The following is a 14523-nucleotide window of genomic DNA, read 5'->3' on the forward strand; positions in this document are numbered from 1 at the left end:
AGATGGTGATGCCGGGCGACAACCTGAAGTTCGACGTTGAACTGATCGCACCGATCGCCATGGAAGAAGGCCTGCGCTTCGCGATCCGCGAAGGCGGCCGCACCGTCGGTTCGGGCGTCGTCTCCAAGATCGTCGCGTAAGCGCAGATCATATCGGTTACGAAAGGGCTGCCCGTCGGGTGGCCCTTTTGCGTAAACGGGCCGGGGTGTCCGGAGGGAAAACGCAGGTGCCGGGCCCGCGCATAGGTCTGATGTGTTTCAGGTGAGGTCTGTGATCCGGCAACGTTGTTCCGGGGCTTGAAATTTGCCAAAACTGCTTGCAATCATCCGGCGTGCCGCTTAATGACCGGCGCGTGATAGGGGTATAGCTCAGCTGGTAGAGCGACGGTCTCCAAAACCGTAGGTCCCGGGTTCGAACCCTGGTGCCCCTGCCATTTCTCTCGATATCATGGCTGTGCCGGTCGCGGGCTTTAGGGTGGTCCAGCGCAGGCATTCTGGTACAGATGCTTGAAATGGGCGGAATCCTTCGCTAAGTGCGAAGCAGCAGAAACGCAAAGTGAGGCCAGCACAATGGCGACGACCAATCCCCTTCAATTCATCCAGCAGGTGCGCGCTGAGGTGGCGAAGATCGTTTGGCCGACGCGCCGCGAGGTTTTGCTGACCACGGTCATGGTGTTTATCATGGCGGCGTTGACGGCGGTGTTCTTCGCTTTGGTGGACATCCTGATCCGGGGCGGGTTGCAGGGCTTGCTGAACCTGTTCGGCTAATGCCGGTCGGGCCTTGAATCGGGCAAGCTAAGACGGTAACCACGGCGCAGAACGGATGAAGGCGTGCATCGATTCGAGTTGCACGCCGCTTTTTTATTCCGGAGCCGACATCGCAGCATGTCGAGAGTGACGTAAACAGATGGCGGCGCGGCCGCAGGAACAAAAGGATTTGTGACCAGATGGCGAAGCGATGGTACTCGGTCAGCGTTCTTTCGAATTTCGAGAAAAAGATCGCAGAGCAGATCCTTCAGGCGGTGGAAGAGCAGGGCCTTCAGGAGCAGATCGAGGAAGTTCTGGTTCCGACCGAAGAGGTCATTGAAATCCGCCGTGGCAAGAAGGTGACAACCGAACGCCGCTTTATGCCGGGATATGTTCTGGTGCGGATGGAAATGTCGGATCAGGGCTATCACCTGATCAATTCGATCAACCGCGTCACCGGGTTTCTGGGGCCGCAGGGCCGCCCGATGCCGATGCGCGACGCCGAGGTGCAGGCGATCCTTGGCCGTGTGGCCGAAGGCGAAGACGCGCCTCGGACGCTGATCCACTTTGAGGTGGGCGAGAAGGTCAAGGTTAACGATGGTCCGTTCGAGGATTTCGATGGCATGATCGAAGAGGTGGACGACGACAACCAGCGCCTCAAGGTGTCGGTTGTGATCTTTGGCCGGGAAACGCCGGTCGAGCTGGAATACACGCAGGTCACCAAGCAGTAGGGATCTGACCGCTGTCATCAGGACGTGGTCTTTTACCGGTCCTACGACCGACGTAGATTCGTCAAAATGTGCATTTACATCCCTCTTGGTCGACCTAAGGGGGATTTTTTGTGCGTCATATGCTGGTTGTCACATTTCTGAACGTCCTTGGTGCGCTGATCCAGGCGCGGCTTGATGCGATGCAAAAGACGTCGAACGGGCAGCCGGATGACCGCTCTGGATCGGGTGATACAGGTGGCGCATCTGCCGCGAACGGAGCGGAGGCCGCGACCAAGACCCGGCAAAAGTGGCGGACATCTTACAATTATCATGACCATATGATGAAGGCGAAACCCCGCAGCGCCGATTTCGCAAACGCTGAACGGGTCTACCCCGCGACGCCTGAGGGGCAGGCGGAGAAGGCGCGGGATGTGCAACATAGGCGCAGCGCAGACCAGCCCAGACCACCGCGTGTCGACCGGATACCGGAACCCCCAATGAAAGAGCTGGCGCGCCTTGTGCAACACATCCGGCCCGGTGCGCGTGCCAGTGACGTTGATGCGCTTTCTGCGTTGAGTGACGGGCTTTTGACAGCGGAACGTCTGACAGATGGTTTAAAATGGGCGTCCGATCAGATGCCGTGCCGCATCGAGTTGAGCGCGCCCTCCACTGACCCCAGAACCGTCACGAGCGTGGTCTTTCCCGCACGCCATTGCGATCCCGAAGGCATTGCCGATCTGGGGTCGCCCGAGGCGCTATTGGCAGCGGTTCCCGGTGCAACCCGAGCTTATGTATCCTATTATCAAAAAAAAATGGAGAGCGAGCTTATAGATCTTCCAGCGTCGGCTTCGGGAATTGTCGCGCGTATCAGGTTTAATAGAGGCCACTTTAATCAAACCGAGTATCGCGAGGCCAGCCAATTCGCAGCAATGGATCAACGCGAGAAAAAAAGAGAAGAACCCTATCTGGAACGCTACCGCGAGGAAGAAGAAAAAGAACTTGCATATAAACGTTTGACATTACAAGAGAAATTGGCACCGTTGCGTGCCGAGCAAGCTAGAAAACTAGCAGAGCTTGGCGCTCATGGCGTATTGCGGGAGTGGGCGCAGGACTACAGCGGGTGGGGCGAAAGCAGCAATCGATGGTTGTCATTCGTCGACTGGTTGATCACCGAGAGCACGCCGGATGACCGTCATGGTTTCGCGTGCAACTGGAATTGGGATCATGGCATAGATGTTCATCGCTGGATCATCCGGCAGCCTGATACGGATATTGCCACGGTTGCCACCACCATCTGGAACATGCTGCCAAGTGACCATATTCCCGAAATTGCAAAGGGCCGGGAAGGATACACCAACGGTATCGGCCTTGCGCATTGTGAAATGCTGCTTGAAATTGCCGAAAGGATCAGGGCCGGGTTTTACCAACCTCGCGAAGGTTTCGCGCCCATCGGATTCAATCCGCCGTCCAGACTTAAATTCAAAGAAGAGACCGATGCGATCAGGCACGCCACGGACCTGCTTTTGCCACCTGTCGTGCGCGAACCCATTGCCGGACGAGGCGGGGCAGAGCTCAACCAGAGATGTCCCGCAGTTTTTTTCGAGATACTTAACTAACGCCCCCGGACTACCCATTTGACGCGTGCGATGCCGCGGGCTTGTGTTTGTCGTCTCTTTGGTCTAGCTGGCTTCGCGACGTCGTCGGGTGTGATTCCGGGGGCGTGGCAAATTGTGGGAGGTCGGGGCATCGCGATGTCTGGGCCGGACCACACAACATAGGTGACTGACGGGCGCGCCCGGTGGTCGTTGGAAAAGGAGAGGCCTCATGGCCAAGAAACTTGCCGGCAAGATGAAGCTGCAGATCCCTGCAGGTCAAGCCAACCCAAGCCCCCCCGTGGGCCCTGCGCTGGGTCAGCGCGGCATCAATATCATGGAATTCTGCAAGGCGTTCAACGCCAAGACGCAGGACATGGAGCAGGGCGCACCGTGCCCGACCGAGATTGTCTATTATCAGGACAAATCCTTCACCATGAACATCAAGACGCCGCCTGCGTCTTATTATCTGAAAAAGGCGGCGGGCCTGAAGCCCGTGGGCAAGCGAAACCGCCCGCGCGGTGCGGAACTGCCGGGTCGTGAGACTGTGGCAAGTGTTACCGTCAAGCAGGTGCGCGAGATCGCCGAAGCGAAGATGAAAGATCTCAACGCGAATGACGTTGAATCGGCAATGAAGACAATCGTGGGCGCTGCAAAGTCCATGGGCATCGAGGTGAAGTAAGATGGCAAAACTTGGAAAACGCACCCGTGCCGCCCGTGAAGCCTTTGCCGGAAAAGAAAATGTCACCGTCGAAGAGGCGGTCAAGCTGATCAAGGCAAACACCAAGACGAAGTTCGACGAAAGCGTCGAGATCGCGATGAACCTGGGCGTTGATCCGCGTCATGCGGACCAGATGGTGCGCGGCACGGTCAACCTGCCGAATGGTACAGGCAAATCCGTACGCGTTGCGGTCTTTGCCCGTGGTGCCAAGGCCGAAGAAGCACAGGCCGCTGGTGCCGACATCGTTGGTGCAGAAGACCTGATGGAGACGGTGCAATCCGGCAAGATCGAGTTCGAACGCTGCATTGCGACACCGGACATGATGCCGATCGTTGGTCGCCTTGGTAAGGTTCTTGGCCCGCGTAACTTGATGCCGAACCCGAAAATCGGCACGGTGACCATGGACGTCAAGGAAGCGGTCGAAGCGGCCAAGGGCGGTCAGGTTCAGTTCAAGGCCGAGAAGGCTGGCGTTGTGCATGCCGGTGTTGGCAAAGCATCGTTTGATGAAGGCGCGCTGGTTGAGAACATCCGGGCCTTTGTCGACGCGGTCAGCAAGGCCAAGCCAGCAGGTGCGAAGGGATCGTATCTCAAGAAGATCTCTTTGTCCTCGACCATGGGGCCGGGCGTGTCGGTCAATGTCGAGAACGCAACTGGCAACTGAGCCTTTTCAGTTTTTGAGATTTAAGGAGGCGGGTCTGCGAAGGCCCGCCTTTTTCGTTGTGCGTGACCGGGGTTGCCCCTTGGCAATCTGTGCCGAAGCCAGTAAAGCAGCCTGTGTAAGACAGCGCGTGATTCGTCATGCGCTGTTTTGCGTTACGTCCGAGACGGTGGGTAGGCGTGCAAACGTCTGTAATTCCTGCCCGAGGCGGGAGCAGACTGACATGCCGAGGGCTCATACCGTTGAGCGCTAGGGCGGGGCTGGGACCGCAAACCGCGGACCAAAACCGCCGGAGCGATCCGGTACCACTGAGCCGGGGGATTTCCCCCAAACTGGAGTAAACCTGTGGATAGAGCCCAAAAAGAGAAAGTGGTCGAGGAACTCGGCCAGATCTTCGAAAGCTCTGGCGTTGTAGTGGTTGCCCACTACGAGGGACTCACAGTTGCCGAGATGCAGGATCTTCGGGGTCGCGCACGCGATGCCGGAAGTTCCGTACGTGTCGCCAAAAACCGTTTGGCCAAGATTGCCCTTGATGGAAAGCCCTGCGCGAGCATTGCCGACTATCTGACGGGCATGACTGTTCTGACCTATTCCGAAGACCCTGTGGCGGCCGCCAAAGTGTCTGAGGACTTTGCCAAGGAGAACAAGAAGTTCGAAATCCTTGGCGGGGCCATGGGCGAGAACGCACTTGACCGGGCGGGCGTTGAAGCCGTTTCGAAAATGCCATCGCGCGAGGAGCTTATTGCGACCATCGCTGGCATGGTCGGCGCACCTGCGTCCAACATCGCAGGCGCAATTGGCGCACCGGCATCGAACATCGCGTCCGTTCTCTCGACCATCGAAGAGAAAGCGGCGTAAGGCACCTGGAATACCTCGTGGGGTTGAAACCCTGACGTTGGAACACATTTAGATAGGACAAAGTCACAATGGCTGATCTTAAAAAACTCGCAGAAGAGATCGTTGGTCTGACGCTTCTCGAAGCACAAGAACTGAAAACCATCCTCAAGGATGAATACGGCATTGAGCCCGCAGCTGGCGGCGCAGTGATGATGGCTGGCCCTGCTGATGGCGGCGGCGGTGCTGCTGCTGAAGAACAGACAGAATTCGACGTCATCCTGAAGTCGGCAGGCGCATCCAAGATCAACGTGATCAAGGAAGTCCGCGGCATCACAGGTCTTGGCCTGAAAGAAGCCAAAGAGCTGGTCGAAGCGGGCGGCAAAGCTGTCAAAGAGCAGGTTTCCAAGGACGAAGCCGAAGAGATCAAGGGCAAGCTGGAAGCAGCTGGCGCGGAAGTCGAGCTTAAGTAATCGACGGGTGCGTGGGGTTCACGCACCGATACGAAAAAGAGGCTGGGCATGGAAAATCCATGCCCAGCCGCTCCCGTCTTGGAAAGGCTCTTTGTGCAAAAGGGCTTTTCTTGGACAGGACCCAAGGATCGGGTGGTGCGCAGTGGGTATGCGGGCCGAGAATTGATCGGGTTTTGTTGTCTCTATTGGGCGGATCGCCGGTGCCCGACGGTGTGACGCTCAGCTGAGAATGAAAAGGTGATATCGACCATGGCGCAAAGCTTCCTTGGCCAGAAACGTCTTCGTAAATATTATGGTAAAATCCGTGAGGTTCTGGAGATGCCGAACCTCATCGAGGTTCAGAAATCTTCTTACGATCTTTTCCTGAAATCCGGCGACCAGCCAGTGCCGCTTGATGGCGAAGGCATCAAAGGTGTCTTCCAGTCGGTCTTCCCGATCAAGGATTTCAACGAAACCTCTGTGCTGGAATTCGTCAGCTACGAGCTGGAAAAGCCGAAATACGATGTTGAGGAGTGTCAACAGCGTGACATGACCTACAGCGCGCCGCTGAAGGTCAAGCTGCGTCTGATCGTGTTCGATATCGACGAAGACACCGGCGCGAAATCGGTCAAAGACATCAAGGAACAAGACGTGTTCATGGGGGACATGCCCCTGATGACGCCGAACGGGACGTTTGTCGTGAACGGCACCGAACGCGTGATCGTGTCCCAGATGCACCGGTCTCCTGGCGTGTTCTTTGACCACGACAAAGGCAAGACGCACAGCTCGGGTAAGCTGCTGTTTGCGTGCCGGATTATTCCGTACCGTGGCTCGTGGTTGGATTTTGAATTTGACGCCAAAGACCTTGTCTTTGCGCGCATTGACCGTCGCCGGAAACTGCCTGTGACGACGCTTCTGTATTCTCTTGGTCTTGACCAGGAAGACATCATGGACGCGTATTACGACACCGTGACCTACACGTTGCGCAAGGGCGAAGGTTGGGAAACCAAGTTCTTCCCCGAACGCGTGCGCGGCACACGTCCGACCTATGATCTGGTTGATGCCGCCACGGGTGAAGTCTTTGCCGAGGCAGGCAAGAAAGTCACGCCGCGCGCCGTCAAGAAAATCATCGACGAGGGCAAGATCACCGATCTTCTGCTCCCGTTCGAGCAGATCGTCGGCAAGTTTGTGTCCAAGGACATCATCAACGAAGACACCGGCGCGATCTATGTCGAAGCGGGTGACGAGTTGACATGGGAAGTCGACAAGGACGGTGCCGTCACCGGTGGCAGCCTGAAAGAGCTGATCGACGCGGGCGTGACCGAGATTCCGGTGCTGGACATCGACAACGTCACTGTCGGCCCGTACATGCGCAACACCATGGCGAACGACAAGAACATGAACCGCGAAACCGCGCTCATGGACATTTATCGCGTCATGCGTCCGGGCGAGCCGCCCACCGTTGAGGCGGCGTCGGCGCTGTTTGACACGCTGTTCTTCGATTCAGAGCGGTATGATCTGTCTGCTGTTGGTCGTGTGAAGATGAATATGCGTCTGGCGCTTGATAAGCCGGACACCCAGCGCACGCTGGATCGCGACGATATCGTGGCCTGTATCAAGGCGCTGGTGGACCTGCGTGATGGGCGTGGCGACATTGACGACATTGACCACCTTGGCAACCGCCGCGTGCGGTCCGTTGGTGAATTGATGGAGAACCAGTATCGCGTCGGCCTTCTGCGGATGGAGCGGGCGATCAAGGAGCGTATGTCCTCGGTCGAGATCGATACGGTGATGCCGCAAGACCTGATCAACGCAAAGCCGGCGGCTGCGGCTGTACGTGAATTCTTCGGCTCGTCGCAGCTGTCGCAGTTCATGGACCAGACAAACCCGCTGTCCGAAGTGACGCATAAGCGTCGTTTGTCGGCGCTTGGGCCGGGTGGTCTGACGCGTGAACGGGCGGGCTTTGAGGTGCGCGACGTACACGCGACCCACTATGGTCGGATGTGCCCGATTGAAACGCCCGAAGGGCCGAACATTGGTCTGATCAACTCACTCGCCACGTTTGCGCGGGTCAACAAGTACGGGTTCATCGAAACACCGTATCGCAAGGTCGAAGACGGGCGCGTGACCGACGAGGTCCAATATATGTCCGCCACCGAAGAGCAGCGTCATACTGTTGCCCAAGCGAACGCGACGCTGGATGAGAACGGCAAGTTCATCAATGAGTTTGTGAACACCCGTCAGTCGGGGGAATACACACTTGCGCCCAATGAAAGCGTTGATCTGATCGACGTGTCACCCAAGCAGCTGGTCTCGGTTGCGGCCTCGCTTATTCCGTTCCTGGAAAATGACGACGCGAACCGGGCCCTGATGGGATCGAACATGCAACGTCAGGCGGTTCCAACGCTGCGCTCTGAAGCGCCGTTGGTTGGCACCGGCATCGAAGGCGTGGTTGCGCGGGATTCGGGGGCGGCGATCATGGCAAAGCGTGCCGGGATCATCGACCAGGTGGACGCGACACGTATCGTTGTGCGGGCGACCGAAGACCTTGAGCTGGGCGACGCTGGCGTGGACATCTACCGTCTGCGCAAGTTCCAACGCTCGAACCAGAACACCTGCATCAACCAGCGTCCGCTGGTGAACGTGGGTGACACGGTTGGCAAAGGCGAAGTGATCGCGGATGGTCCATCGACCGATCTGGGTGAACTGGCGCTTGGTAAGAACGTGGTCGTCGCGTTTATGCCGTGGAATGGGTACAACTACGAAGACTCGATCCTGATTTCCGAACGGATTGCGCGGGATGACGTGTTCACCTCTGTCCACATTGAAGAGTTTGAAGTCGCCGCGCGTGACACCAAGCTTGGGCCGGAAGAGATCACACGCGACATTCCGAACGTCGGTGAAGAAGCGCTGCGCAACCTCGACGAGGCGGGCATCGTTTACATCGGCGCGGACGTGGAGCCGGGTGATATTCTTGTCGGTAAGATCACGCCAAAGGGCGAAAGCCCGATGACGCCGGAAGAGAAACTCCTCCGTGCCATCTTCGGTGAGAAAGCCTCGGACGTGCGCGATACATCGCTGCGCGTGAAGCCGGGTGATTTTGGCACGGTTGTTGAGGTGCGCGTTTTCAACCGCCACGGCGTCGAAAAAGACGAACGTGCCTTGCAGATCGAGCGGGAAGAAGTCGAGCGTCTGGCCCGTGACCGGGACGACGAATTGGCGATCCTCGACCGCAACATCTATGCGCGTTTGAAGGACATGATCCTTGGCAAGATGGCTGTCAAAGGCCCGAAAGGCGTCAAGTCGAACAGCCAGATCACAGAAGAGCTGCTTGAATCCCTGACCCGTGGTCAGTGGTGGCAGTTGGCGCTGGAAGACGAGGACGATGCCAAGATCGTTGAAGCCCTGAACGAGCAGTATGAGGCGCAAAAACGTGCGCTTGATGCGCGGTTCGAGGACAAGGTCGAAAAGGTCCGTCGCGGGGACGATCTGCCTCCGGGTGTGATGAAGATGGTCAAGGTCTTTGTCGCGGTGAAGCGCAAGCTGCAGCCGGGTGACAAGATGGCCGGGCGTCACGGCAACAAGGGTGTGATTTCCAAGGTTGTCCCGATGGAGGACATGCCGTTCCTCGCGGATGGGACGCCGGTTGATTTCTGTCTAAACCCGCTGGGCGTGCCGTCGCGTATGAACGTCGGCCAGATCCTTGAAACCCACATGGGTTGGGCCGCACGTGGTATGGGCGTGAAGATTGACGACGCGTTGCAGGACTATCGCCGTTCCGGTGATCTGACACCTGTGCGCGAGGCGATGCGCATTGCCTATGGCGATGATGTCTATGAAGAGGGCATCAAAGACATGGATGAGGCGGCGCTTGTCACAGCGGCAAGCAACGTCACACATGGTGTGCCGATTGCAACGCCGGTCTTTGACGGGGCGAAGGAAGCCGATGTCAACGATGCGCTTGTGCGCGCGGGCTTTGACACTTCGGGTCAGTCGATCCTGTTTGACGGTCGCTCGGGCGAGCAGTTTGCGCGCCCTGTGACTGTTGGGGTCAAGTACCTGCTCAAGCTGCACCACCTTGTCGACGACAAGATCCACGCACGGTCCACTGGTCCGTACTCTCTTGTCACGCAGCAGCCGCTGGGTGGTAAGGCGCAGTTCGGGGGTCAGCGTTTCGGGGAAATGGAAGTCTGGGCGCTGGAAGCGTACGGCGCGGCCTATACCCTGCAGGAAATGCTGACGGTAAAGTCCGATGACGTCGCGGGCCGGACCAAGGTCTATGAAAGCATCGTCAAGGGCGAGGATAACTTTGAAGCGGGCGTTCCCGAGAGCTTTAACGTTCTCGTGAAAGAAGTCCGCGGCCTCGGCCTGAATATGGAACTCCTGGATGCGGAGGAGGATGAGTGACGGAAAAGCGTGTTCGAACACGCTTGAACAAGGCGGTTCGAACCGCCTTGCCCGCCCTCTGACCCTACGCACGCCTTAGAAAGGTAAAGACATGAACCAGGAACTGACGAACAACCCGTTTAACCCGATCGCGCCGCAGAAGGTGTTTGACGAGATCAAGGTCTCGCTTGCCTCGCCCGAGCGCATTTTGTCGTGGTCTTTCGGGGAGATCAAAAAGCCCGAGACGATCAACTACCGGACGTTCAAGCCCGAACGTGACGGTCTGTTCTGCGCGCGTATCTTTGGCCCGATCAAAGATTACGAATGCCTGTGCGGCAAATACAAGCGCATGAAGTATCGCGGCGTTGTCTGCGAGAAATGCGGTGTGGAAGTCACGCTGCAAAAGGTCCGTCGCGAGCGTATGGGCCACATCGAACTGGCCGCACCCTGCGCGCATATCTGGTTCCTCAAGTCGCTGCCGTCGCGCATCGGCCTGATGCTGGATATGACGCTGCGCGATCTGGAGCGTATCCTTTACTTTGAAAACTACGTTGTGATTGAGCCGGGCTTGACCGACCTGACCTACGGCCAGTTGATGAGCGAAGAAGAGTTCATGGACGCGCAAGACGTTTATGGCATGGACGCCTTCACCGCAAATATTGGTGCCGAAGCAATCCGTGAAATGCTTGCCAATATCGACCTTGAGGCCGAGGCAGATCAGCTGCGCGCGGATCTGAAAGAGGCGACAGGCGAGTTGAAGCCTAAGAAGATCATCAAACGCTTGAAGGTTGTTGAGAGCTTCCTTGAATCCGGCAACCGCCCTGAATGGATGGTTCTGACCGTGATCCCCGTGATCCCGCCCGAATTGCGCCCGCTGGTGCCGCTGGATGGGGGCCGTTTTGCGACGTCTGACCTGAACGATCTGTATCGTCGTGTGATCAACCGGAACAACCGTCTCAAGCGTCTGATTGAGCTGCGCGCGCCGGACATCATCGTGCGCAACGAAAAGCGGATGTTGCAGGAATCTGTGGATGCGCTGTTTGACAACGGCCGTCGGGGTCGCGTCATCACGGGCGCCAACAAGCGCCCGCTGAAATCGCTGTCCGACATGCTCAAGGGCAAGCAGGGCCGTTTCCGTCAGAACCTTTTGGGGAAACGCGTCGACTTCTCGGGCCGGTCGGTGATTGTGACCGGTCCGGAACTGAAGCTGCATCAATGTGGCTTGCCGAAGAAGATGGCGTTGGAGCTGTTCAAGCCGTTCATTTACTCGCGACTTGAGGCCAAAGGGCTGTCCTCGACCGTGAAGCAGGCGAAGAAGCTGGTCGAGAAAGAGCGCCCGGAAGTTTGGGATATTCTTGACGAGGTGATCCGCGAGCACCCTGTTCTGCTAAACCGTGCGCCGACGCTGCACCGCTTAGGTATTCAGGCGTTTGAGCCGGTTCTGATCGAGGGCAAGGCGATCCAGCTTCACCCGCTGGTCTGTTCGGCCTTTAACGCCGACTTTGATGGCGACCAGATGGCGGTTCACGTCCCTCTGAGCCTTGAGGCGCAGCTTGAAGCGCGTGTTCTGATGATGTCGACGAACAACGTTCTGTCGCCTGCCAACGGTGCGCCGATCATTGTTCCGTCGCAGGATATGATCCTTGGTCTGTATTACGTGTCCATCATGCGCGAAGGCATGAAAGGCGAAGGCATGGTGTTTGGCTCTGTCGAAGAGGTTGAGCACGCGCTGAACGCTGGCGAAGTGCATCTGCACGCCAAGATCCAGTGCCGCATCAAGCAGATTGATGACGAAGGCAATGAAGTCATGCAGCGCTATGAAACCACGCCGGGCCGGGCGCGTCTGGGTGGCTTGCTGCCGCTGAACGCCAAAGCGCCGTTTGATCTGGTGAACACGCTTTTGCGCAAGAAAGACGTGCAGAAAGTGATCGACACGGTCTACCGCTACTGTGGTCAGAAAGAGTCTGTCATTTTCTGTGATCAGATCATGACCATGGGCTTCAAAGAAGCGTTCAAGGCGGGCATTTCGTTCGGCAAGGACGACATGGTGATCCCGGACAGCAAATGGCCCATCGTGGAAGAGACCCGCGATCAGGTGAAGGATTTTGAACAGCAGTACATGGACGGCCTGATCACTCAGGGCGAAAAGTACAACAAGGTTGTCGATGCCTGGTCAAAGTGTAACGACAAGGTCACCGAGGCGATGATGTCCACCATTTCCGCCGATCAGACGGATGCGGATGGATCGACCCGTGAGCCGAACTCGGTTTACATGATGGCCCATTCCGGCGCGCGTGGTTCTGTTACGCAGATGAAGCAGCTGGGCGGGATGCGCGGCCTGATGGCAAAGCCGAATGGCGACATCATCGAAACGCCGATCATTTCGAACTTCAAGGAAGGTCTGACCGTTCTTGAATACTTCAACTCGACCCACGGTGCCCGAAAGGGTCTGTCGGATACGGCTTTGAAGACGGCGAACTCGGGCTATCTGACGCGTCGTCTGGTGGACGTGGCACAGGATTGCATCGTGCGCATGCACGATTGCGGCACCGAGCGTGCGATCACCGCGCAAGCGGCTGTCAATGACGGTGAAGTTGTGGCGTCGCTGGCAGAGCGTATCCTTGGTCGTGTGGCGGCGGATGATATCGTGAAGCCGGGTTCGGACGAGGTGCTGTGCCGTGCCGGTCAGTTGATCGACGAACGGATGTCGGACGCGATCGAGGAAGCGGGCGTTGTGCAGATGCGCATCCGCTCACCGCTGACCTGTGAGGCCGAAGAGGGCGTGTGCGCGATGTGCTATGGTCGTGACCTGGCACGCGGGACGATGGTCAACACCGGCGAGGCCGTGGGGATCATCGCGGCGCAGTCGATTGGGGAACCGGGCACACAGCTGACGATGCGGACGTTCCACATCGGCGGTGTTGCGCAAGGTGGTCAGCAATCGTTCCAGGAAGCAAGCCAGGAAGGCAAGGTCGAGTTTGACAATGCCTCCACGCTTGAAAACTCCTCGGGCGATATGTTGGTCATGGGCCGCAACATGAAGCTGCGAATTGTGGACGAGCATGGTGAAGAACGCGCCAGCCACAAGCTGGGCTACGGCACCAAGCTGTTTGTCAAAGAGGGCGACACCATTGCCCGTGGCGACAAGCTGTTTGAATGGGACCCGTACACGCTTCCGATCATCGCCGAGAAAGACGGTGTGGCAAAGCATGTGGATCTGACCGCCGGTGTTGCCGTTCGTGACGAGACTGACGATGCGACGGGCATGACCCAGAAGATCGTGATCGACTGGCGTGCTGCCCCCAAGGGCAATGAGCTTAAGCCCGAGATCATTCTGATGGGCACTGACGGAGAGCCGCTGCGCAATGATGCGGGCAATCCGATCACCTATCCGATGTCTGTGGATGCGGTTCTGTCGGTCGAGGATGGTCAGGATGTCAAAGCCGGGGACGTGGTTGCACGTATCCCGCGCGAGGGCGCCAAGACCAAGGACATCACCGGTGGTCTGCCGCGTGTGGCCGAGCTGTTTGAGGCACGTCGCCCCAAAGACCACGCCATCATCGCGGAAATCGACGGGTATGTGCGCTACGGCAAGGACTACAAGAACAAGCGCCGGATCAGCATTCAACCAGCCGACGAGTCGTTGGAGCCGGTCGAATACATGGTGCCCAAGGGCAAGCACATTCCTGTGCAGGAAAATGACTTCATCCAGAAGGGTGAATACATCATGGACGGCAACCCCGCGCCGCATGACATCCTGTCCATCATGGGTGTCGAGGCGTTGGCCAACTACATGATCGACGAGGTTCAGGACGTCTATCGCCTGCAAGGTGTGAAGATTAACGACAAACATGTCGAAGTCATCGTGCGCCAGATGCTGCAGAAGTGGGAAATCCAGGATTCTGGTGACACCACGCTTCTTAAGGGTGAGCATGTCGACAAGGCCGAATTTGACGCCGCCAATGAAAAGGCGCTGTCGAAGGGGGGCCGCGAGGCGCAGGGTGAACCGATTTTGTTGGGGATCACCAAGGCGTCCTTGCAGACACGGTCGTTCATCTCGGCGGCGTCGTTCCAGGAAACCACGCGGGTGCTGACCGAGGCATCGGTTCAGGGCAAGAAAGACAAGCTGGTTGGCCTGAAAGAGAACGTCATCGTGGGTCGTTTGATCCCGGCGGGTACAGGTGGTGCGACGCAAAAGATGCGCCGTGTTGCCCAGGACCGCGACAATGTCGTGATCGAAGCACGCCGCGAAGAAGCCGAACAGGCGGCGGCCCTGGCAGCACCGGATATGGTGGACGATGTGGTTGGCGGCGACGAGTTCGACAACATCATTGTCGACACACCGGAAAGCCGCGAATAAGCGCATCGCGTTTTTTGATTTGAGAAAGGCCCCTGCGTTTTGCGCGGGGGCCTTTTTCGTTTTT

At 57.7% G+C, this 14523-nt stretch carries 9 protein-coding genes, 1 tRNA gene and 1 pseudogene; all 11 read left to right on the plus strand.

The annotated features are described in order from the left end of the window. Positions 1 to 140, plus strand: a pseudogene (tuf, locus tag ACG74X_RS18070) (elongation factor Tu); the annotation flags it as partial. A 217-nt stretch (positions 141 to 357) separates the two neighbouring features. Beyond that, a tRNA-Trp gene (locus tag ACG74X_RS18075) sits at positions 358 to 433 on the plus strand. A 136-nt stretch (positions 434 to 569) separates the two neighbouring features. Beyond that, positions 570 to 767: a preprotein translocase subunit SecE gene (secE, locus tag ACG74X_RS18080; protein ID WP_411236589.1), complete on the plus strand. Its 198-nt coding sequence runs from the start codon at positions 570 to 572 to the stop codon at positions 765 to 767. A 179-nt stretch (positions 768 to 946) separates the two neighbouring features. Then, positions 947 to 1477, plus strand: a complete 531-nt coding sequence (nusG, locus tag ACG74X_RS18085; RefSeq protein ID WP_411236591.1) for a transcription termination/antitermination protein NusG — start codon at positions 947 to 949, stop codon at positions 1475 to 1477. Between the two features lie 476 nt (positions 1478 to 1953). Further along, positions 1954 to 3072 (plus strand): DUF4274 domain-containing protein, encoded by a 1119-nt coding sequence (locus tag ACG74X_RS18090; protein WP_411236593.1) that lies wholly within the window; start codon positions 1954 to 1956, stop codon positions 3070 to 3072. A gap of 208 nt (positions 3073 to 3280) precedes the next feature. After that, the gene (gene rplK / locus ACG74X_RS18095; RefSeq protein ID WP_411236595.1) at positions 3281 to 3730 is read left to right on the plus strand and encodes a 50S ribosomal protein L11; all 450 of its coding nucleotides are present in this window, start codon (positions 3281 to 3283) and stop codon (positions 3728 to 3730) included. Between the two features lies 1 nt (position 3731). Further along, positions 3732 to 4430: a 50S ribosomal protein L1 gene (gene rplA / locus ACG74X_RS18100; RefSeq protein WP_411236596.1), complete on the plus strand. Its 699-nt coding sequence runs from the start codon at positions 3732 to 3734 to the stop codon at positions 4428 to 4430. Between the two features lie 342 nt (positions 4431 to 4772). Beyond that, complete coding sequence (rplJ, locus tag ACG74X_RS18105; RefSeq protein WP_411236598.1) at positions 4773 to 5285, plus strand: 50S ribosomal protein L10; 513 nt, start codon at positions 4773 to 4775, stop codon at positions 5283 to 5285. 68 nt (positions 5286 to 5353) lie between these two features. Beyond that, positions 5354 to 5734: a 50S ribosomal protein L7/L12 gene (gene rplL / locus ACG74X_RS18110; RefSeq protein WP_411236600.1), complete on the plus strand. Its 381-nt coding sequence runs from the start codon at positions 5354 to 5356 to the stop codon at positions 5732 to 5734. 249 nt (positions 5735 to 5983) lie between these two features. Then, complete coding sequence (gene rpoB / locus ACG74X_RS18115) at positions 5984 to 10120, plus strand: DNA-directed RNA polymerase subunit beta (RefSeq protein ID WP_411236601.1); 4137 nt, start codon at positions 5984 to 5986, stop codon at positions 10118 to 10120. Between the two features lie 91 nt (positions 10121 to 10211). After that, positions 10212 to 14459, plus strand: coding sequence for a DNA-directed RNA polymerase subunit beta' (rpoC, locus tag ACG74X_RS18120; RefSeq protein ID WP_411236602.1), 4248 nt, complete (start codon positions 10212 to 10214; stop codon positions 14457 to 14459). The last annotated feature ends 64 nt before the right edge of the window (positions 14460 to 14523 follow it).

The sequence above is a fragment of the Marivita sp. S0852 genome, from assembly GCF_046591575.1.
In the GTDB taxonomy this organism is placed as follows: domain Bacteria; phylum Pseudomonadota; class Alphaproteobacteria; order Rhodobacterales; family Rhodobacteraceae; genus Marivita.

Coding starts and splice junctions, on each gene's coding strand:
- secE (WP_411236589.1), top strand. CDS start 570: ATGGCGACGACCAATCCCCTTCAATTCATCCAGCAGGTGCGCGCTGAG.
- nusG (WP_411236591.1), top strand. CDS start 947: ATGGCGAAGCGATGGTACTCGGTCAGCGTTCTTTCGAATTTCGAGAAA.
- ACG74X_RS18090 (WP_411236593.1), top strand. CDS start 1,954: ATGAAAGAGCTGGCGCGCCTTGTGCAACACATCCGGCCCGGTGCGCGT.
- rplK (WP_411236595.1), top strand. CDS start 3,281: ATGGCCAAGAAACTTGCCGGCAAGATGAAGCTGCAGATCCCTGCAGGT.
- rplA (WP_411236596.1), top strand. CDS start 3,732: ATGGCAAAACTTGGAAAACGCACCCGTGCCGCCCGTGAAGCCTTTGCC.
- rplL (WP_411236600.1), top strand. CDS start 5,354: ATGGCTGATCTTAAAAAACTCGCAGAAGAGATCGTTGGTCTGACGCTT.
- rpoB (WP_411236601.1), top strand. CDS start 5,984: ATGGCGCAAAGCTTCCTTGGCCAGAAACGTCTTCGTAAATATTATGGT.
- rpoC (WP_411236602.1), top strand. CDS start 10,212: ATGAACCAGGAACTGACGAACAACCCGTTTAACCCGATCGCGCCGCAG.